The following is a 21,579-nucleotide window of genomic DNA, read 5'->3' as shown; positions in this document are numbered from 1 at the left end:
CAATATATATAGTATGTTCCCCTTGATTTTGAAATTCTCTGTTGTACAATAGTGATAACAACCGACATGAGTCGAACGGTATTCAATGTTGAATAACTATATGAAAACAGAATGAAATAGTGAGCCGAAAACATATTTACTGGAGGTAATCGTAATGGAAAAAGCAACAGTTATCGTCTATTCAAAGCCAAATTGTATGCAATGTCAATTTACAAAAAAATATCTGGAAAATAAGGGTATAGCTTTTGAAGTAAAAGATATCGAACAAAATGACAAAGCTATTGATGAAGTGAAACAATTGGGATTCAGTTCCTTGCCCGTAGTCATTGCTGAAGGCATCGAAGCGTTTAATGGTTTCAGACCTGACATGCTAAATAGATTGGCGTAATTAAAATGAAAGTTATTTACTTAACATTAACTGGACAAACGCGAAAATTCGTAGAAAAATTACAAATGGATGTGCTGGAGTTGAACCCGGCAGATCCATTTGTTAAGATGACAGCCCCATTCATCATTATCACACCCACCTATGACAAAGAAGTCACTGAAGTTTGGGATGATTTTCTCGAAACCGGGAATAACAGCCAGTTATTGAAAGGTGTCGCAGGTGGAGGGAATCTTAACTTTGGTCCATTGTTTGCTTTTACAGCAAAAGACATAGCCAGTGATTACAATGTCCCCTTGCTCCATCAATTCGAATTTCAAGGTAATGATGAAGATGTGGAAAAATTAAAGAAAGCGGTGAATACTCTTGGTTTCGACTAACACACTGAAAGAAAGTCCAAAAGAAGTAACTTATTTTAAATTGAATAATGAAATCAACCGACCTGTCGATAATCAGATTCCTCTGCACAAAGATAGAGAAGCGGCGAATGCTTTTTTCAAAGAGCATGTGAATCCGAAAACTGTTCAATTTGACAGCATCACAGAAAAACTCACGTACTTAACTGACAATGAATTCATTGAAAAAGAGTTTTTAAACAAGTATTCTGAGGCATTTATCGTTCGTTTATTCGAAGAACTTTATGCAAAAGAATTCCGCTTCCGTTCATTCATGGGTGCGTATAAGTTTTATACCCAATATGCATTGAAAACAAACGACGGCATGCAGTATTTAGAACGATTCGAGGATCGGATCGCTTTTAACGCCTTATATTTGGCAGATGGTGACGAGAAATTAGCCCTGCATATTGCCGAGGAAATCATTAATCAGCGTTATCAGCCAGCCACCCCAACTTTTCTTAATGCCGGACGTAAGCGGCGTGGTGAATTTGTCTCATGTTTCTTGATTCAGACCACCGATGACATGAACAGTATCGGCCGTACGATCAATTCTGCTTTGCAGTTATCAAGAATCGGTGGAGGCGTCGGTGTCAACTTGACGAATTTAAGAGCGGCAGGCGATCCGATCAAGAAAATCGAGAATGCCTCAAGCGGTGTCTTGCCTGTGATGAAGTTACTCGAAGACAGCTTCAGTTATTCCAATCAGCTCGGCCAGCGAAATGGAGCCGGAGCGGTTTACCTAAATGTCTTCCATCCCGATATTCTGCGTTTCTTATCCACCAAGAAAGAGAATGCAGATGAAAAAGTACGCGTGAAGACATTATCACTGGGCCTCGTGGTACCAGATAAATTCTACGAACTCGCTGCAGATAATCAGGAGATGTACCTGTTCAGTCCTTATGACGTTGAACGTTTTTACGGCGAACCTTTTTCGTACGTCGATATCACAAAAGAGTACGACAAACTGGTCGCCAATCCGGAGATCAAGAAAACAAAGATCAATGCACGCGAACTGGAGAATGAAATCTCTAAACTTCAGCAGGAGTCAGGTTATCCGTATATAATTAATATCGATACGGCCAACAGAGAAAACCCGGTCGACGGGACGATCACGATGAGCAATCTGTGCAGTGAAATCCTGCAGATCCAGACCCCGTCAGTCATCAAAGACAATCAGGAATATGAAGTCTTAGGGACTGATATCAGCTGTAATTTAGGTTCTACCAACGTGGTCAATTTAATGAACACGCCAGACTTTGAACAGTCCGTTAATACGATGGTCAGAGCGTTGACGTATGTGACCGATCATTCCAGCATCGATACGGTACCTACCGTGAAAAATGGCAATGACAAGTATCATACGATAGGTCTTGGAGCTATGGGACTGCACACCTTCTTTGCCCTGAATCAGATGCATTATGGCTCTTTGGAATCGATTGAATTTACCGATGTTTACTTCATGCTGCTTAATTACTACACATTGAAAGCAAGCAATGACATGGCTAAAGAACGTCAAACCGTGTTCCATAACTTCGAAAAATCAGAGTATGCCAGCGGAACGTATTTTGACAAATTTATAGAAGAACCGTTTGCTTTCAAACACGATAAGGTTGAGCGGATTTTCAGCAATCGCGGCATTTCCGTTCCTTCAAAAGAAGATTGGGAGTCTCTTAAAAAAGAGGTGCAGACACATGGCCTGTATCATCAGAACCGTTTGGCAGTGGCGCCCACAGGGTCGATCAGTTACGTGAACGAAACATCTGCCAGTATCCATCCGATCACGCGCCTGGTGGAAGAGCGTCAGGAAAAAATGACCGGGAAGACATATTACCCGGCACCTCATTTGTCTAATGAAACGATGCCTTTCTATACGAGTGCCTATGATATGGATATGCGACGAGTCATTGATGTCTATGCCGCAGCTCAAAAACATGTCGACCAGGGAATGAGTTTGACGCTCTTTATGCGTTCGGCGATTCCTGAAGGTTTGTATGAATGGAAAGAAGGACGTACCAGCAAGCAAACGACCCGCGATTTGACCATTCTGAGACATTATGCCCATAAAAAAGGGGTCAAATCGATTTATTACGTGCGTACATTTACTGATGACCAGGAAGAAATCGGCGCAAACGCCTGTGAGAGCTGCACGATTTAAACCTGATCTAAACCTGTAAGAATAGTAGAAGACAGCTCGACTGGTCTTCTTTGGAATAAAGGAGAATAAACTATGACAGAAGCATATAAAGCCATTAACTGGAATCGTATTGATGACATGATCGACAAGTTGACTTGGGAAAAATTAGTGGAACAGTTCTGGACAGATACCCGTATTCCTTTGTCCAACGACCTAAGTGACTGGAACAAACTGTCTTTAGGGGAGAAAGATATGATTGCGAAAGTGTTTGGAGGTTTAACCTTACTGGACACACTGCAGTCTCAAGACGGGATAGAAGTCCTGAAAAAAAGTAGTCGCACACAGCATGAAGAAGCGGTCTATAATAATATTGAGTTTATGGAGTCCATGCATGCGAAAAGTTACAGTGCCATTTTCAGCACGCTGAATACGAAATCTGAAATAGAAGAGATTTTTGAGTGGACACAAACCGATCCGATGCTTCAGAAAAAAGCACAGAAAATCAACGGGATCTATCAGGAGGGGACGGAGTTACAAAAGAAAGTAGCCAGTGTCTTCCTGGAATCCTTTTTATTCTATTCCGGATTTTATGCGCCTCTTTATTATTTAGGAAACGGTAAGCTGACCAATGTCGCTGAAATCATAAAACTGATCTTGCGTGACGAATCGGTACACGGAACCTATATCGGCTATAAATTTCAGATTGGATACAATCAGTTAGGTGAAAAAGAAAAAGACGAATTGAAAAACTGGACATTCGAGTTGTTGTTCGAACTTTATGAGAATGAAACCGAGTATACAAGTTACCTGTACGATGAAATGGGCTGGACAGAAGATGTCGGGGTCTTTCTGCGTTATAACGCCAATAAAGCGTTGCAGAATCTGGGCTTTGATCCATTGTTCCCCGATAAAGCCGATGATGTCAATCCCATCATCATGAATGGGATATCGACCGGCACAAGCAATCACGACTTCTTCTCTCAAGTCGGCAATGGTTACCTTGTCGGCATGGTTGAATCCATGGATGACAGTGACTACGAAAAGTGGATGAGTTAAGGGATACCGATTTAGTTTACAGGCGTTTCTCTCTGTGTGAAACGCCTGCAGCTAAATAATATAAGTACATATTTTTTTAGCCGGTATTGTGAATTGTTGAATAAGCAGGAGGAGTTAATGGATGCAAAATAGTAAGGTGACCAATCAAGTAGTAAAACAGAACGGTTCGAGTGATAGCATATCAGACGTTGAAAAACGTGATGGAAGAGTACAAACGTTCAACCGCAAAAAAATAACAGAGGCTTTGTTTCAGGCCGCTCAGCAACTGGACTTGACTTATTCGTTTGATGAGTTGAAAGACATCTCGGCAGAAGTGGAAGAGAATATCGTCACAAACGGGGCAGCAAACATAGATACCAAAGCCATTGATCTGGTCGTTTTAGCTGTGCTGAAAAAACATGGATGCGACGACTTAGCGGAAGGTTATGTCCAAAGAAGAGAAGAAAAAGAGAACAATCGTGAAACCAGACGTGATGTGAACGCTATGGTCGAACGTTTGCTGAAACAAGATAAATCAATTATAAATGAGAATGCCAACAAAGACAGTAAGGTATTCAACACCCAGCGTGATCTGACGGCAGGTATCGTAGGGAAGGCTTTAGGTTTGAAATTTTTGCCTCCTCATGTCGCCAATGCCCATGAAAAAGGAGACATCCATTATCACGACCTGGATTACACCCCGTATTCTCCAATGACTAACTGCTGCTTGATCGACTTTGAAAACATGTTTGAAGAAGGCTTTCAAATCGGCAATGCAGAAGTGGAATCTCCCCGGTCCATTCAGACCGCGACGGCTCAAACGGCTCAAATCATTGCGAATGTGGCTTCAAGCCAATATGGTGGCTGCAGCTTTGACCGCGTGGATGAAGTACTGGCTCCTTATGCTGAACTGAACTATCAGAAACATTTGAGAACAGCGCGGGAGTGGATCGACGGCGCAGACAAGCATGAAGCCTTTGCTATTGACAAGACTAAAAAAGATATTTATGATGCGATGCAGAGTTTGGAATATGAAATCAATACCCTTTATACAAGCCAAGGCCAGACACCCTTCACCAGTTTGGGATTCGGTTTGGGAACGAATTGGATCGAACGAGAAATCCAAAAGGCTATTCTGACCGTGCGAATCAAAGGCTTGGGCAAAGAAAAACGAACCGCTATTTTTCCTAAACTCATTTTCGCCTTGAAAAGAGACTTGAACTTGAATGCAACTGATCCAAACTATGATATTAAACAGTTGGCTTTAGAATGCTCGACAAAACGCATGTATCCGGATGTACTGAACTACGAAAAATTAGTGGAAATCACTGGCAGTTTTAAAACACCGATGGGTTGCCGTTCATTTCTACAGGGATGGAAAAATGAACAGGGGGAAGATGTGTCAGTCGGGCGCATGAACCTGGGTGTCGTTACATTGAATGTGCCCCGTATAGCCATCGAATCGAAGGGCAATAGGGAAAAATTCAATGCTTTGCTGGAAGAACGTCTTTCCGTCCTTAAGGATGCGCTGTTATTTAAAGCTAACCGGGTAATGGAAGCTGAGCCGGTAAATGCCCCTATTTTGTATATGTATGGTGCTTTTGGAAAACGACTGGCCAAAGAAGATAATGTATCTGATCTCTTTTTGAATAAACGCGCGACCGTTTCATTAGGATATATTGGTCTATACGAAGCAGCCACCGTTTTTTATGGTAACGAATGGGAAGATAACGAAGAAGCCAAAACGTTCACCTTGGAAATCATGCAGACACTCAAAGCGCATGCAGACGAGTGGGGGCAGGAAAGTGGTTTACACGTGAGTGTGTATTCGACACCGAGCGAAAGTCTGACGGACCGTTTCTGTCAGCTGGACACTGAAAAATTTGGCAGCATCTCGGATATCACGGATAAGGGTTATTACACAAACAGTTTCCATTACGACGTGCGTAAAAATCCCACACCATTTGAGAAGATCGATTTTGAAAAAGACTATGCCAAGTACACTGGCGGCGGTTTTATTCATTACTGTGAGTACCCTAAACTGCAAACGAATCCGAAAGCTTTGGAAACCGTCTGGGACTATGCGTATGATCGAATCGGTTATCTCGGTACAAACACGCCCATCGATCGCTGTTATAAGTGTGATTTTGAAGGAGACTTCAAACCGACTGAAAATGGCTTTGAATGTCCGCAATGTGGCAATACTGATGCTGAGACCTGTGACGTGGTCAAACGGACATGCGGCTATCTCGGCAATCCGCAAAAACGACCAATGGTTGGCGGACGACACAAAGAGATTTCTTCACGCACGAAACATATGAAAGGGTTTGGTCCTGATGCCAGTTGATCCGATTGCCTGGACTTCTGAGCGGTTCAGTAAAAATTTTATCGCCGACTACAAACCGTATAACTTTGTTGACGGCGAAGGAGTCAGGTGCAGCCTGTATGTCAGTGGCTGTCCTTTTGCCTGTAAAGGCTGCTACAACAAATCCGCCCAAGATTTTTCGTATGGGACTCCTTACTCAGAAGCGTTGGAAGAACAGATAATGGAAGACTTGCAAGCCGATTACTGCCAGGGATTAACGCTGTTGGGCGGCGAGCCGTTTTTGAACACCGGCGTGACTGTTCCACTGTGCAGGAGAATCAGAGAAGATTTCGGTGAAACCAAGGACGTCTGGTCCTGGACCGGATACACTTGGGAAGAACTGATGCAAGGTACGAAAGACAAGAAAGAATTGCTGGAAGTTATCGATGTCCTCGTTGACGGCCGGTTCGAACAAGATAAAATGGATCTAAATTTAGCTTTTAGAGGCAGCTCCAATCAGCGCATTATTGACGTGAAAAAGTCTTTAGCGGTTGAAGAAGTCGTTCTCTGGAAGAACGGCGACTACAAATAAAAGACTTCAAGAAGGTGAGACTTCAATTCATCCACCTTCTTGAAGTCTTTTTTCTTTTGATTTTGGGTTTGATAAGTGTGTTGTTCTTTCTGAAAGTTGATTATAGCGAGACGAATCAAAGAAATATGAGCTTTTTAGGTGACGTTAGGTTTACTCAAGAGAGTTTTTTGACGAGTGATGCTAAGAGCAGATACCTTCGGCAAGCTCAGGCGGAAAGAGCGGTGAGTAAACCGAAGAGGGAGCAACTTCGGCAAGCTCAGGCGGAAAGAGCGGTGAGTAAACCGAAGAACGGGCAACTTCGGCAAACTCAGGCGGAAAGAGCGGTGAGTAAACCGAAGAATGGGCAACTTCGGCAAGCTCAGGCGGAAAGAGCGGTGAGTAAACCGAAGAGGGAGCAACTTCGGCAAGCTCAGGCGGAAAGAGCGGTGAGTAAACCGAAGAGGGAGCACCTTCGGCAATCTCAGGCGGAAAACGAATTGGGCTAACCGAATAGAGCGCTAAATCAACCCGCAAGAGCCTGTCATTTGCTTATTTTCCAGAAAATGGTATACTAAGAGGACGTTAAAAGTAAATATGAAATATAATATAAACACGTTTTAAGGAAATTTATTCAAACTGGCGCAACTATGGAGTTGTAAGGACACGGTAGAGGTAGGGATTGTGTCGTATAAATGAGAAACTTAGTCGTATTCATATGAATAGGAATACCAACGATTCACTTTAGAAATATTTATTTTTGATTATAGAAAGCCGCTCACTTGTGAGCGGCTTTTGTCAATTCTACGGTCTTTTTTTATTTATCAAAAAGAAGCAAAAAAACGATGATGTTTTTGGTATACTTAATAAAATGATGATAAAGGAAGCAAAAGTATTATGGAAATTCAATTGAAAAACGATGAACGCATTGATCAGCTGATGCAATACGATTTAGAAATCATACAAAGCCCGTCTGTCTTTTCATTTTCTCTGGATGCAGTCTTGCTAGGTGACTTTGCTAAAGTCCCTAAACATAACCGGGCCAAAATCGTTGATTTGTGTTCGGGTAACGGTGCAGTGGCATTGATGCTGAGTCAGAAAACCAAGAGCAAAATAATAGCATTGGAACTGCAGGACCGACTCGTCGATATGGCGCAGCGAAGCATTCAACTGAATCACTTGGAAAGCCAGGTCGAGATGATCCACGGCGATGTCAATGAAGCAACGACGCATATCAAAAAAGATTCAGTGGATGTACTGACATGTAACCCGCCTTATTTTATTGTGTCAGATGCGAGCCGGAAAAATCCGAACGAACATCTAGCTATCGCCAGGCACGAACTGCATCTAACGCTGAGAGAATTAATGACTGTTTCGGCAGGCTTGCTTAAAACTAAAGGGAAAGCCTATTTCGTCCACAGACCTGAACGGTTTCTGGAAATCATGGATGAAATGCGGGCCGTCGATCTGGCACCTAAACGCATCCGGTTTGTCTATCCGAAACCAGATAAAGAGGCCAACATGATACTGATAGAAGGCATCAAACAAGGAAAAGAAACCGGGCTGAAAATCTTGCCTCCGTTGTATGTGTTTGATGATAATGGAGAGTACTTTCCAGAAGTAAGAAGGATGATCTACGGCAATGAGTGAAGCACAGACGAGTTACTTTTACGTTTTGCACTGTAAAGATGGATCACTGTACGGTGGTTATACGACTGATTTAACTAGAAGATTGAAAGAACACAATGACGGCATCGGAGCCAAATACACTCGGCCTAAACGTCGTCGCCCGTTATATATGGTATACGCTGAGGCATACGCCACTCGCAGCGAAGCGACCAAAGCGGAAGCCGCGTTTAAAAAGCTGATACGTAAACGAAAAGACGATTATTTAAAACAGCACGGGGTTGCATGGCCATTTAGGCAGCAAACGACGTGTGTAGTGAAAGAGGTGACAGGCAAACATGATTGAGACACAAAAAAGTTTCGAAAAGCAGGAAACAGGGACATTATATCTAGTTCCGACACCCATAGGTAATTTAGAAGACATGACCTTTCGGGCGGTCAACATTTTGAAAGAGGTCGATTTGATTGCTTCAGAGGATACCAGAAACACCCAAAAACTGTTGAATCATTTTGAAATCGTCACACACCAGATCAGTTTTCACGAACACAATTCAAAAGAACGGACACCCCAGCTCGTTGATAAACTGCTTAACGGAAATTCGATCGCTCAAGTGAGTGATGCCGGGATGCCTTCGATAAGTGATCCGGGAGTCGATCTAGTGAAAGCGGTAATCGAAGCGGATATCTCTGTTGTTCCGTTACCTGGACCGAATGCAGCCTTGACAGCCCTGATAGCATCGGGCTTATCCCCGCAACCTTTTTATTTTTTAGGCTTTTTACCGCGGAAGAAAAAAGAGTTGATCGCTGAACTGGAAGAACTGAATAAGAGGAAAGAGACCCTTGTTATTTATGAATCACCACATCGGGTCAAACAAGTTGTCGAAGAGATGAGTAACGTCTTCGGTGCTGAAAGGAAACTAGTTTTAGCTCGCGAAGTGACCAAGCGTTTTGAGGAATTTATTCGTGGAACCGTTGAAGAAGTGGTCGAGTGGTTAAATAATGAAAAAATACGAGGAGAATTTGTGGTCATCGTTGAAGGCAATGAAGATGCCGACACCGAAGAAGACAAAGTTTGGGAAAATTGGACATTAAAAGAACATGTCGAATTCATCATGGAGAATTATTCTCTCTCCAGTAAACAAGCAATGAAAGAAGTAGCCCTATTAAGAGACATACCAAAGCGTGAAGTCTATACTGCGTATCATGAATTGGATAGTTAAACAGATAGAGGAGGAAAGTAAAATGAAAAACAGAAAATATATTGTGCCGTTGGTTGCGCTAAGTTTTGGTTTGGCAGCCTGTCAAGCTGATGAGGCAGAAACAAGTACGCCTACCGAAGAAAGCTCAAGCGAAAATGAATCAAGTACTGATAAGGTAACATCTGAGCTCGTTGATGATGAAGAGCTCCTGACTGAAGAGGAGCCCGCTGATCCAAATTATGACTTGCTAGAGCAGGCTAAAGATGAATATTATAGCGGAGAACTGGATGCCGCAGCTGGAACGTTATCCAGATTACTTCAAAATGATTTATCAGATAATGAACTGTTGAAAGCTGAAGCAGAAGATTTGAAAGAAGAGATCAGTCAGCAGCAGGCAGAAAATGCCAAGGCAGCTGCCGAAATCCAAGTGGCATCAGAGTTTACAGAAGAACGTCAATCAACACTGTTAAGTGAAGAATTCGAGGAAGCCAAGGAACAGTCTTTATCAGAAGCGACAGACGAAGAGTTGGAATCGTTTTTAACTGAGAAAGAAGTACAAAAAACTGAACCGCTAGTGGATGCAGAAGCAACGGAAACAACTGAAAAAATCGCCATGACAAAACAGGAAGCCGAAAATCACGCTTTCGAACAGGTATTGGACCGCGCTGTAGTTGAAGGAGAAAATTACTTCTATTTTGTCAATTATGCACAAGAGAACTGGGTGCAAGTCGAAGCACGCGAAGCTGTGGAACAAGACGGTGTTACTTTTTCTAATTTGATCGGTATTTATCGCTATAACGTTGAAACCGATGAAATACAAAAATTAGATATCATCACAGGAGAATACAACACCCTAGAGGAACAATAAAGTGTACGCGTAAATTTGAACCAAAGGAGAGTGCGTTTGTGTCAGACAAATTATTGAGCTACATATCGTTAAATGATGAACAGCGAAAGAAAATCAATGAAACGGCGCCTGCATATGAAATCATTGAGTCATTGAGCGAAGTTGAGGATATTTCAGAAGTGAGAGCTATTTACGGATGGGATAAGGACGTCACGTCTCAACTGTTAGATGATCCTGAAAACAAGCTTAAATGGGTTCAACTGATTTCTGCCGGGGTTGATTTTGTTGATTTGAACAAGCTTGAAGAACACGGCATAACGTTGACAAATGCAAGTGGGATTCACGGACACGCAATCACTGAATCCATCTTTGGCATGATTTTGAATCACACACGTCAAATTGGTCATGCATTACTTAAGCAGCGTCAAAGGAAATGGGATCCTGTGTCAGAAGCATCAGAACTCAATCAAAAAACCATGCTGATCGTCGGAACAGGAGCCATCGGCACACAGACAGGAAAAGTGGCTCAAGCGTTTGGGATGAAAACAATTGGTGTCAACAGAAGTGGACGTCCAGTTGCGTTTATGGATGAATTAGTGACACAAGATCAGTTGGATGATGTGTTACCTCTAGCTGATTTCGTTATCAACATCTTGCCGCTGACTGATAAAACAAAGGGTCTGTTCAATTTAGGTAAATTTAGAGCAATGAAAAGTTCTGCTATCTTTGTAAATGTGGGACGTGGACAGACGGTAGTCACTGCCGACTTACTCAAAGCTCTGGATGAAAACTGGCTGAAATACGCTGCCTTGGATGTCGTTCATGAAGAGCCTTTGCCTAAGAATCATCCGATTTACAGCAGAGAAGACGTGCTCTTGACACCGCATATATCTGGAAATCTGGAAGATTACAACGCCAGCGCCTTTCCGATATTTCTGGAAAACTTACAGGCCTTTGTAAACGGACAGGATATACCAAAAAATGTTGTCGATTATGAAGCAGGTTATTAATCCAAAAGTATAAACGAATAAACAACCCTGGTACATCGTTTGGTGCTTTACCCTAAAAGTTAGAGTAAGAATCTAACTTTTAGGGAAGCACCTTTGGACAAGGTATCAGGGCGTTTTTTATAACCGATTATGATTATAGAACGATGATAAAAAGACGAGTTTTACACCGGGAATTATTAAAAAAAACTCACATTGCTAGGATAATCATGCTATAATACCCACATGAGTAATTTTTTTAATGTAGATATGACACAACGTCATAAATTTTAATAGAGTTTAAGGGGAGAAAAATATGTCAGAAGAAATACTAGATCGTTCAAGCGTAGCTGAAGACTTGAAATGGGACCTGAGTGCTATTTTTCCTAGTCAAGTAGCTTTTGAAGAAGCGTTAGAGGCGTTACCAAAAGAAGTCGACGCGTTTTCAGCAAAATATAGAGGTAATCTTACAGATGCGAATACAGTCGTTGACGCCATCAAAGAGTACGAAGATATCGTAGCAGAAGCCTCACACCTAGGTCAATATGGACACTTACCGGTATCGGTGGATATCTTTGACAGCGAAGCGTTGCAGCAAGCGCGCTTTACAGCCAACGTGCTAGCCGGTGTCAGTGCTAAATTGAGCTTCTTTAAATCTCAAATCGAAGATTTAGCTGAAAGTACACTAGATTCTGTGGTTGCTAAAGAAGCAACGTATGCAGCCTTTGTAAGACAAATAAAAAAATCCAAACAAGCCAAACTTGATCCGAATGTGGAAGAAGCCCTAGCGCAATTATCACCAGTCTTTGAAGCACCTTCAGAAATTTTTGAGCAAGCCCGTTCGGCCGATGCTGACTACGGCACATTTGAAGTGGACGGTAAAGAATACCCGCTCAGCTTTGTTTTGTATGAAGAAGTATATATGTACTCGGATGATCCGAAAATCCGTCGTGCGGCTTACGACCAATTCAGTAAAGTTTTAGGTCAATATAAAAACGTTGTGGCGACCGGTTATTACACGCATCTTCAGAAAGAAAAAACACTGGCAACTATGCGTGGCTATGATTCGATTTTTGACTATTTACTCGAAAATCAGGAAGTCGATCAGGAGTTATATCACCGTCAGATCGACATGATCATGAATGATTTTGCACCTGTCATGCGTAAATTCATCACCCATCTCAAAGACGTTCACGGTCTGGATAAAATGACCTATGCCGACTTGAAAGTGGACTTGGATCCGAACTACACCACACCGGTAAGCATTGAAGAATCGAAAGACCTTGTGAAGGAGGCCATGGCACCCCTCGGCGAAGATTACGTTAACATGATTTTACGCGCTTATCCAGAACGCTGGGTCGATTTTGCACAAAACAACGGAAAACGTTCCGGCGCTTTCTGTTCGACAACTTACGGCAAACATCCTTTTGTCATGGTGACCTATACAGGTCAATTATCCGATGCCTATACCTTGTTCCACGAATTGGGACATGCGGGTCAAGGGATCTTATCAAATGAAAATAACCCGTTGACCAGTGCGCGTCCATCCTTATATATAATCGAAGGACCGTCGACCTTTAACGAGTTGCTCTTAACGGATTACTTGAAAGATAAAGCGGAAGATCCGCGTATGGAACGTAACGTGTTATCTAAAATGATTTCAAAAACATACTTCCATAACTTCGTGACGCATTTACTTGAAGCGGCGTACCAGCGTGAAGTGTATCGTTTGATCGATGCAGGCAAGAGTTTCGATGCTAACAAGTTGAGTGAATTGACACGTAATGTCCTGGAAGAATTCTGGGGAGATTCAGTTGAACTGGAACCAGGTGCAGAACTCACTTGGATGCGTCAGATCCACTATTACATGGGACTTTATCCGTATACCTACTCAGCAGGATTGACGATCGCGACACAAGCTTTCCTGAAAATCAAGAGTGGCGAAGAAAAAGTGGATGGCTGGTTAGACTTTCTGGCATTAGGCGGACAAAAAGTGCCTGCTGAAGCAACCAAAGTCGCCGGCGTAGATATCACGACCGATCAGCCTCTGACGGACACCATTAAATATCTGGATGAATCTGTCGACCGTATTATTGAACTGACTGATGAATTAAATAAAGGATAAATTAGCAGTGTCTTGGAAAAAATGAGAGCTATAATCTTAATGGAAATCAGAGCGGATTTATCCCGCTCTGATTTTTTATACATTAAAAGAATTATAAATGTATAAAAAACGAGCAAAAAGACATTTTACATACACAAATTAAAAAAATATGCGAAAAAACGAATATTGCTGTTGACATTCTATTACACACGTTATAGACTGCTTCTAACATCAAAGAACAAGAAAGTAAATGATTTCATTCATCATAGCGAGTCAGCACAGAGTGGAAGGCTGACATGAACAATCATTGAAACGAGCTTGTGAGATGCTTTTCTGAAATAAGTCAGCTGTCAAAAAGCGAGTGTGAATCGTAACGGTTCGCCCAGTTTGAGTCAGTCTCTGTCTTAAGTAGAAAAGTCGTGTGCAGCGTTAATGCTTTGAGTTGGCAGACAGCCATTGATTTTTTTCAAAACAATACTAATTTGTCTGCAAATAGAGTGGTACCGCGATGCAATCGTCTCTGTGTAAAAACAGAAGGCGTTTTTTTTATACTCAAAAATAAGTGCAACTGAACCATAATAGAAAAGGAGAATGACATATGACTGAAAAAACTTATAACAAGATCGTACTGGCTTATTCCGGAGGACTAGACACATCCGTCATCATTCACTGGTTAAAAGAGAATTATGGAAGTGAGATCATTGCCGTCACTGCAAACGTCGGTCAGGACGATGAGCTGATTGGATTAGAAGAAAAAGCATTGAAAACCGGCGCATCTAAATTTTATCTGGCAGAGATCGAAGAGGCATTCGTTTATGATTCCATCTTCCCGACTTTAAAAGCAGGTGCCATTTATGAAAATAAATATTTATTAGGAACAGCTACGGCACGACCTATCATCGCAAAAGCGCTCGTCGATATAGCTAAACAGGAGGGTGCAGATGCCATCTGTCATGGTTGTACGGGTAAAGGAAACGATCAGGTTCGCTTTGAAATGGGCATCAAGGCACTGGCACCCGAAATGGATATCATTGCCCCATGGAGGACTTGGGACATCACTTCCCGTGAAGAAGCCATCGACTATGCTGAATTGCATCAGATTCCTTTAAAGATTTCTCGTGAGACCAACTATTCGAAAGACAAGAACCTGTGGCACTTATCCCATGAAGGACTTGATCTGGAAAATCCATTAAATGAACCGAAATATGATTCCATTTTAGAAATGAGTGTCTCACCTGAACAGGCTCCGGACAAACCGACCAATGTCAGCATCACCTTTGATGAAGGCATTCCAGTCGCCATCGACGGGAAAGAAATGAATGGCGTGAGCTTGATCAAAGCATTGAATAGTATTGGTGGTTCAAATGCCATCGGAATTCAAGACATCATCGAAAACCGTCTTGTTGGGATGAAGAGTCGTGGGGTATATGAAACACCGGGTGGTACGCTGCTGTATTTCGCACATGAGCAGTTGGAAATGATCACATTGGATAAAGAAACGCTTCAGTATAAACAGGAGCTGGCACAAAAATACGCGAACCTCATTTACAATGGTCAGTATTTTACACCTTTGAAGCAGGCATTGGATTCATTCGTGGATGAAACACAAAAAACAGTTTCAGGAACAGTTAAGTTGAAGTTATATAAAGGCAACATGATCGTTTCAAGCGTTGAGTCTCCATACAGCTTGTATTCAGAAGCCTTTGCAACATTCGATCAGGACGACGTTTACGATCAGAATGATGCAGCTGGTTTTATCAATCTTTATGGATTATCCAGTGTGATATATGCTGAAATGAAACAGAAAATCCAATTTGGAAAACAGGCTGAAGAATCATTTCAACTGAAACAGGCAGGAATAAACGCATGAGTCAAATAAAAGTGGGCGTTATTGGCGCCAGCGGTTATGTGGGTTCTGAGTTGATCGGTATCCTTCTCAAACATCAAAACGTAACGATCGCAGGGATTTCTTCAGGAAATAATAAGGATAAACCCTTCTCTGACCTGTACCCTTCTTTTATTGGACAGTTCGATCAGTTGTTTGAAGACAATGAGAGTGTCATGAACAAATCAGAAGTCGTATTCCTGTGCCTGCCTCACGGGCAAAGTGAACAGCTGGTTAAACAGTGCATCGACGAAGGAAAAAAAGTGATCGATGTCGGTGCAGATTTCAGACTCAAGGATCTGGATGTCTATGAAGACTGGTATCACGTTGAAAGTCATTACCCAGACTTACATGAACAAGCTGTTTATGGTCTGCCGGAAATGAACCGTGAGCAGATCAAAAAGACATCCCTGGTTGCGAATCCGGGATGTTATCCAACGAGTATCCTACTGGGTCTCTATCCTGCGGTCTCAAGCAAGCTGGCAAATCCCAGTAGTTTGATCATTGATGCCAAGTCGGGAGTGACGGGTGCCGGTAAAAAACTATCCGAAGCAACACATTTTGTTACAAAAAATGAAGGATTCAATGCCTATAAAGTTGCTTCTCACCGTCACACACCTGAAATCGAAGAAAAGTTGAATCAGATGGGAGCAAATGACATCAAAATATCGTTTGTTCCTCACTTGCTTCCGGTCAATCGGGGTATTTTATCAACCATGTATATGGATCTGGAAACAGAAACAGATTTAGACAGCATCCACGCATTGTATGAAGAGTGGTACACGGATGAGCCGTTTGTCACCGTACTGAAAAATGGTTTGTGGCCAGACATCAGTCATGTCCAGCATTCCAATCAATGTCACATCGGTTTAACGGTAGACGAACGAACCAATCGGTTGATCGTCGTGAGTGTCATTGACAATATGCAGAAAGGCGCAGCCGGTCAAGCTGTTCAGAATTTCAATATTATGCTGGGAATAGAAGAGACAGAAGGGCTAGCGATGGTTGCACCATCGTTTTGAGGTGAAAAAATGGAAACCATACAAAAAACTAAAAGTGAACAGCTATTGAAAAAAGTGTCTGGAAATGTCTGTGCAGCGACGGGCTTTGCTGCTTCCGGTATTCATGCGGGCTTCAAGAGAAAAAGGAAAGATCTCGCGCTGATTTATAGTTATACGAAAAGTACGACGGCGAGCGTCTACACACAAAACAAAGTGATCGGGGCACCGCTTGTGATCACAAAACAGCACAGTCAAAACGGACACGCGCAGGCGATCATATGCAACAGCGGAAATGCAAACACGTGTAACGCCAATGGGCTGGAGATAGCAAGTGACGTGTGTTCGATTTTAAGTGCGAAACTGGGTATTGCTCAAGAGGATATTCTAGTGGCTTCAACCGGAGTCATCGGGCAGCCCTTGAGTTTGGATCCCTTTAAAATGGGTATTCCGGCGTTGGTCGAACAGCTTGAGAACACAGGCGGAAGCCATGCAGCCAAAGCTATCCTGACTACTGATAAAGAAATAAAAGAATCCGCCGTTGAGTTTCAGTTGGGAGAAACGACCGCTCGTTTAGGCGGTATTTCAAAAGGCAGCGGCATGATTCATCCTAATATGGCGACCATGCTCGGATTCATTACAACAGATGTGGCGATTACGCCCACAGCATTGAAGCAGGCACTTAAAGAAGTGACTACGGATACGTTTAATATGATCAGTGTAGATGGCGACACTTCTACCAATGATATGGTGACCGTATTGGCAAATGGACAGTTAGGAAACAACGAAATAGTGTCCGATCAGGATCCGGATTACACGGTTTTTAAACAGGCGTTACATGCAGTCTGTGAAGAGCTGGCCATTGCAATCGCGAAAGACGGAGAAGGAGCGAGCACCCTCATCACCTGTAACGTATCGAAAGCCAAGACTGAACAACAGGCCAAACTCGTTGCGAAACAGGTGATCAGCAGTAATCTGGTTAAAGCAGCCGTTTATGGAAGAGATGCAAATGTCGGACGTCTGCTTTGCGCAGTAGGCTACAGCGGGGCAGAAGTGGATTTCCAGCTTGTGGACATATCCTTACGTTCAAGAGAGCTTGGAACGGTTTGTGTATGTGAAGCAGGAGCGATCGTCCCATTCGATGAGGATAAGGCCTATGCCATATTAGGGACCGATGAGCTGTTTATTGATGTTTCGTTCAATGAAGGCGTAAAACAAGCGACAGCATGGGGATGCGACTTGACTTATGATTACGTGAAAATCAACAGTGCATACAGATCATGACGATAAAGGGCATGGATAGTGCTGAAACTGCAGTCAGACTAGAGGGTCGGAGTATAACTAAATGAGAGTCATTTAGTTGGGAAATGGGGGATCAGTATGACAGAGAGTAGAGGTGTAGAAATGAACTCATTTGAGATCGGAAAGATTTTAACGGGAGCATTACCCTACATTCAACACTATGATAAGAAAATGGTCGTCATTAAATATGGTGGCTCGGCTATGATGGATGAAGCGCTGAAGAAATCAGTTTTAAGCGATGCGATGCTGTTAGCAAAAGTCGGTATGAATGTCGTGATCGTCCATGGCGGTGGACCAGATATCAATTACTGGATGGAAAAAGCGGCTGTGGAAAGTACCTTCGTAAATGGGTTGAGAAAAACAGATCTGGAGTCCATGGAAATCGTTCAGATGGTCCTGGCAGGAAAAGTAAACAAGGATCTCACTCGAGTGATACAGTCTCTCGGCGGAAAAGCCATGGGGATCAGCGGAATCGATGGCGGCCTTGTCAAAGCAACGCTTAAGGACCCTGAAAACCTTGGAGCTGTCGGAGAAGTCAGCGAAGTAAATACACAGGTCATCGAAGATCTGGTTGGCAACGGCTATATACCCGTTATTTCCAGTATCGGAATGGATGAACATGGTAATGTGTGTAATATAAATGGAGACGAAATGGCCAGTGGTATCGCCAAAGCGCTGAATGCAGATAATTTTGTTTTGATGTCCGATGTCCCAGGCGTTTTAGAAGACGCATCAGATCCTGCGACACTGATTTCCCAAATCGAAACAGGGAGCGTAGCAGAATTGTACCGCCGAAATATTTTAAGCGGTGGCATGATCCCGAAGGTTCAATGCTGTGTGGAAGCAGTCAATGACAGTGTCAGACAAGCGGTCATTCTGGATGGAAGAATACCGCACGCGCTGATCGTAGAATTTCTAACGGACAGCGGGATCGGAACGTTGTTTTATAAAGAAAAACTGCCAATGGAGGCGAGTTTGAAATGAATACGATCAAGTTAACAGATACATTTGTGACGCCTACCTATAATCGCCTACCAGTGGTGTTTGAGAAAGGAGAAGGCTACTATCTTTACGATCAGGAAGGAAAGGAGTACTTAGATTTTACAGCAGGTATCGGCGTGAATGCTTTAGGGTACAATCATCCCCAGTGGATCACCGCCACTCAGAAGCAATTGGGTCAACTGCAGCACACGTCTAATCTTTACTACACAGAACCCGGAGCCAAAGCGGCTCAAAAACTTTGCGTGCAAACGGGAATGGAACATGTCTTGTTTGTCAATTCTGGAGCGGAAGCAAATGAGGTAGCCATCAAAGTAGCAAGAAAATATGGCCATGCAACAGCTCCAGAAAAGCATGAAATCTTGACTTTACGTAACTCCTTCCATGGGCGAACCCTCGCAACCTTATCTGCAACAGGACAGGACTCATTTCATCAGCATTTTGGTCCGTTTTCTGAGGGATTCGATTATATCGAAACCAACAGTGTAAGTGATTTGCATGAAAAAGTAACGGACAAGGTCTGTGCCATTATGATTGAAATTGTTCAGGGAGAAGGCGGAGTCATTCCTCTGGATGTCGATTTCATAGAAGAAATAGCTTCAGTTTGCGAACAAAAAGATATATTATTAATTATAGATGAAGTGCAGACTGGGATGGGTCGTACAGGCAAACTGTTTGCCTACGAGCACTACGGAATAAAGCCTGATATCGTGACATGTGCCAAAGGACTGGGAAACGGATTACCTATAGGCGCTGCACTCTTGGGTCAGAAAGTGAAAGATGTCCTGCAACCTGGAGACCATGGCTCTACTTTTGGAGGGAATCCGGTGGCAACTGCCGGGGCCAATGTGGTCTTAGATTCGCTGACAGAAGAGTTTTTGATAGCGGTCGAAGAGAATAGTCTTTATTTGAAAGAGCAGCTTGAGGCACTGGACGAAGTTGAGCAGGTAAGCGGATTGGGCTTGATGATTGGCGTCACCTTTAAAAACATGACTGCGAAAGACGTCATGCTGAAAGCAAAAGAGGAAGGGGTGCTGTTTTTAACGGCTAAAGATAAATTGCGTTTGCTGCCGCCTCTTATCATTGACAAAAAAGGTATCGACTCGGGCATTGCCTGTCTCAAAAAAATAGTGACTATCCATAATTTGGAGGGTGTTAAATGAATCACTTACTGAAATCTAACGATTTAAAGAAAGAAGAGCAGCTTGCTGTTCTTGAAAAGGGACATGCTTTGAAACTGAAACTTAAGATGGAACTGAAAAACTCACAAGTCGCGATGCTTCATCTGCTGGGGGTGTCATCTGATGTCAACTGACAAAAATAAAGTGTGGCAGGGACGTTTGAGTGGTGAAAGTGCGAAAGAGGTCGATGTGTTCAACTCCTCGATCAGTTTTGATTATGTATTGTTTGAAGAAGATATCGCAGGGAGCGTCGCGCACGCCAAGATGCTAGGCAAGCAGTCTGTCATTACTAAAGAAGATGCTGCGCTCATAGTGGACGGGTTAGAGGGAATTCTGATGGATTTAAAAAAAGGCTCTCTACTCTTCGATCCCAATGCAGAAGACATCCATATGTTTATCGAATCCGAACTGACTGAACGCATAGGTGAGGCAGGGAAAAGACTGCACACGGGCAGAAGCCGAAACGATCAGGTAGCATTGGATTTGAGATTATATGTCAAAAAACAAGTGGCAGAAATCAAAAACCATTTGTTGGATTTTGAAAAGGTGCTGATCAACAAGAGCGAGCAGCATCTGCACACGATCATGCCGGGGTATACCCACCTGCAGATTGCCCAACCTGTTACTTTTGCTCATCATTTAATGGCGTATGCACAGATGATCCAACGAGATATCAAGCGATTGGAAGAAGTCTTGGAACATACAGATGTCATGCCCTTGGGTAACGGTGCACTCGCGGGGACGACTTATCCACTTGACCGTCAGTATGTAGCCGAGCAGCTGGGATTTGAGGCAGTCACTGCCAACAGCCTGGACGGCGTTTCTGACAGAGATTTCGTCATCGACACAGCCTATGCCTTGAGCATGATCATGATGCATTTATCCCGACTATCCGAAGAAGTGATTTTATGGTGTTCTCAGGAATTCAAATTTGTGGAATTGGATGATGCCTTTGCTACCGGTTCATCGATCATGCCCCAGAAGAAAAATCCTGACGTAGCCGAACTGGTTCGCGGAAAAACGGGTCGGGCATACGGGAATCTGCAGACGCTGCTGACCATGATGAAGGGCATTCCGCTGGCATACAATAAAGACATGCAGGAAGATAAAGAAGCCTTGTTCGACAGCGTCAGCACGGTGAAATTGGCACTCTCCGCCATGATCCCCATGATCGATACCATGGAGGCGAAAAAAGACCGCATGCGAGAAGCGGCGTCAAAAGGGTTTATCAATGCGACCGACTGTGCTGATTATCTGACTAAAAAAGGTGTCCCATTCCGTGAAGCGTACGGTGTGATCGGGACACTGGTGCAGACATGTATTGAAACGAATCAGACACTGGAAGACGTCTCCTTGGAAACGTATCAGTCATTGCATGAATTATTTGAAGAAGATATTTATGAAGCCATTAGTCTAGAGAACTGTGTAACCAAACGAAATATTGACGGCGGACCGGCTCCTGAAGCTGTCAAGAAACAAATCGAACAGCTGAAAGAAAGACTGGGTCTTTCTAATTTGAAGGATTAAATTACACTAAATGTAGTTCAGTTAGTGAATTCAAGGCTAAACTAAACAATATAGATGGATAATGGAGTTCAGTGAGGAATGATCTTGCTGAACTCCATTA

General features: G+C 43.0%; 20 protein-coding genes and 1 other annotated feature. All 20 genes read left to right on the top strand.

All coding sequences use genetic code 11. From position 1 onward, the window contains the following. The first annotated feature begins 154 nt into the window (after positions 1–154). The 20 genes from nrdH (at position 155) to argH (ending at position 21,479) form a co-directional block, all read left to right on the top strand. Entirely contained in the window at positions 155–388 is a 234-nt protein-coding gene (gene nrdH / locus AX762_RS08540; RefSeq protein ID WP_071848720.1) for a glutaredoxin-like protein NrdH, read from the top strand. Positions 389–393: 5 nt separating this feature from the next. Next, positions 394–765 carry a class Ib ribonucleoside-diphosphate reductase assembly flavoprotein NrdI gene (gene nrdI / locus AX762_RS08535; protein WP_071848719.1) on the top strand — a complete coding sequence of 124 codons (372 nt, stop codon included), beginning with the start codon at positions 394–396 and terminating at the stop codon, positions 763–765. A gap of 4 nt (positions 766–769) precedes the next feature. Continuing rightward, entirely contained in the window at positions 770–2,938 is a 2,169-nt protein-coding gene (gene nrdE, locus AX762_RS08530; RefSeq protein WP_143139335.1) for a class 1b ribonucleoside-diphosphate reductase subunit alpha, read from the top strand. 72 nt (positions 2,939–3,010) lie between these two features. Further along, the gene (gene nrdF, locus AX762_RS08525; protein WP_071848717.1) at positions 3,011–3,973 is read left to right on the top strand and encodes a class 1b ribonucleoside-diphosphate reductase subunit beta; all 963 of its coding nucleotides are present in this window, start codon (positions 3,011–3,013) and stop codon (positions 3,971–3,973) included. Positions 3,974–4,094: 121 nt separating this feature from the next. Beyond that, entirely contained in the window at positions 4,095–6,299 is a 2,205-nt protein-coding gene (gene nrdD, locus AX762_RS08520) for an anaerobic ribonucleoside-triphosphate reductase (RefSeq protein WP_071848716.1), read from the top strand. Further along, on the top strand, positions 6,289–6,849 hold the full coding sequence (nrdG, locus tag AX762_RS08515) for an anaerobic ribonucleoside-triphosphate reductase activating protein (RefSeq protein ID WP_071848715.1): 561 nt from the start codon (positions 6,289–6,291) through the stop codon (positions 6,847–6,849). The genes nrdD and nrdG overlap by 11 nt, the downstream gene beginning before the upstream one ends. Before the next feature lie 14 nt (positions 6,850–6,863). Next, positions 6,864–7,334 (top strand): hypothetical protein, encoded by a 471-nt coding sequence (locus AX762_RS08510; RefSeq protein WP_071848714.1) that lies wholly within the window; start codon positions 6,864–6,866, stop codon positions 7,332–7,334. A 388-nt stretch (positions 7,335–7,722) separates the two neighbouring features. Continuing rightward, positions 7,723–8,475 carry a tRNA1(Val) (adenine(37)-N6)-methyltransferase gene (locus tag AX762_RS08505; RefSeq protein WP_071848713.1) on the top strand — a complete coding sequence of 251 codons (753 nt, stop codon included), beginning with the start codon at positions 7,723–7,725 and terminating at the stop codon, positions 8,473–8,475. Next, the gene (locus AX762_RS08500; protein ID WP_071848712.1) at positions 8,468–8,797 is read left to right on the top strand and encodes a GIY-YIG nuclease family protein; all 330 of its coding nucleotides are present in this window, start codon (positions 8,468–8,470) and stop codon (positions 8,795–8,797) included. Before AX762_RS08505 ends, AX762_RS08500 begins: the two co-directional genes overlap by 8 nt. Next, positions 8,790–9,671 (top strand): 16S rRNA (cytidine(1402)-2'-O)-methyltransferase, encoded by an 882-nt coding sequence (gene rsmI / locus AX762_RS08495; protein WP_218162490.1) that lies wholly within the window; start codon positions 8,790–8,792, stop codon positions 9,669–9,671. The genes AX762_RS08500 and rsmI overlap by 8 nt, the downstream gene beginning before the upstream one ends. A gap of 22 nt (positions 9,672–9,693) precedes the next feature. Then, positions 9,694–10,518, top strand: coding sequence for a hypothetical protein (locus AX762_RS08490; protein ID WP_071848711.1), 825 nt, complete (start codon positions 9,694–9,696; stop codon positions 10,516–10,518). Between the two features lie 38 nt (positions 10,519–10,556). Further along, on the top strand, positions 10,557–11,507 hold the full coding sequence (locus AX762_RS08485; RefSeq protein ID WP_071848710.1) for an NAD(P)-dependent oxidoreductase: 951 nt from the start codon (positions 10,557–10,559) through the stop codon (positions 11,505–11,507). Positions 11,508–11,799: 292 nt separating this feature from the next. After that, positions 11,800–13,608 carry an oligoendopeptidase F gene (pepF, locus tag AX762_RS08480; RefSeq protein WP_071848709.1) on the top strand — a complete coding sequence of 603 codons (1,809 nt, stop codon included), beginning with the start codon at positions 11,800–11,802 and terminating at the stop codon, positions 13,606–13,608. 204 nt (positions 13,609–13,812) lie between these two features. Continuing rightward, positions 13,813–14,112 (top strand) — a binding site (T-box leader). A gap of 73 nt (positions 14,113–14,185) precedes the next feature. Further along, positions 14,186–15,457 (top strand): argininosuccinate synthase, encoded by a 1,272-nt coding sequence (locus AX762_RS08475; protein ID WP_071848708.1) that lies wholly within the window; start codon positions 14,186–14,188, stop codon positions 15,455–15,457. Further along, positions 15,454–16,494: an N-acetyl-gamma-glutamyl-phosphate reductase gene (argC, locus tag AX762_RS08470; RefSeq protein ID WP_071848707.1), complete on the top strand. Its 1,041-nt coding sequence runs from the start codon at positions 15,454–15,456 to the stop codon at positions 16,492–16,494. The genes AX762_RS08475 and argC overlap by 4 nt, the downstream gene beginning before the upstream one ends. Before the next feature lie 9 nt (positions 16,495–16,503). Continuing rightward, on the top strand, positions 16,504–17,754 hold the full coding sequence (argJ, locus tag AX762_RS08465; protein WP_071848706.1) for a bifunctional glutamate N-acetyltransferase/amino-acid acetyltransferase ArgJ: 1,251 nt from the start codon (positions 16,504–16,506) through the stop codon (positions 17,752–17,754). 96 nt (positions 17,755–17,850) lie between these two features. After that, positions 17,851–18,756: an acetylglutamate kinase gene (gene argB, locus AX762_RS08460; RefSeq protein ID WP_218162489.1), complete on the top strand. Its 906-nt coding sequence runs from the start codon at positions 17,851–17,853 to the stop codon at positions 18,754–18,756. Continuing rightward, positions 18,753–19,934, top strand: coding sequence for an aspartate aminotransferase family protein (locus AX762_RS08455; protein WP_071848705.1), 1,182 nt, complete (start codon positions 18,753–18,755; stop codon positions 19,932–19,934). Before argB ends, AX762_RS08455 begins: the two co-directional genes overlap by 4 nt. After that, a complete protein-coding gene (locus AX762_RS12810; protein ID WP_177244077.1) occupies positions 19,931–20,086 on the top strand; it encodes a hypothetical protein in 156 nt (51 codons plus the stop codon). The genes AX762_RS08455 and AX762_RS12810 overlap by 4 nt, the downstream gene beginning before the upstream one ends. Further along, a complete protein-coding gene (gene argH / locus AX762_RS08450; protein ID WP_071848704.1) occupies positions 20,076–21,479 on the top strand; it encodes an argininosuccinate lyase in 1,404 nt (467 codons plus the stop codon). The genes AX762_RS12810 and argH overlap by 11 nt, the downstream gene beginning before the upstream one ends. Positions 21,480–21,579: the final 100 nt, after the last annotated feature.

The sequence above is a fragment of the Alkalibacterium sp. 20 genome, assembly GCF_001885615.1.
In the GTDB taxonomy this organism is placed as follows: domain Bacteria; phylum Bacillota; class Bacilli; order Lactobacillales; family Carnobacteriaceae_A; genus Alkalibacterium.
Note: the sequence above shows the minus strand (reverse complement) of the source record. Positions and strands in the feature narration are given on the sequence as shown.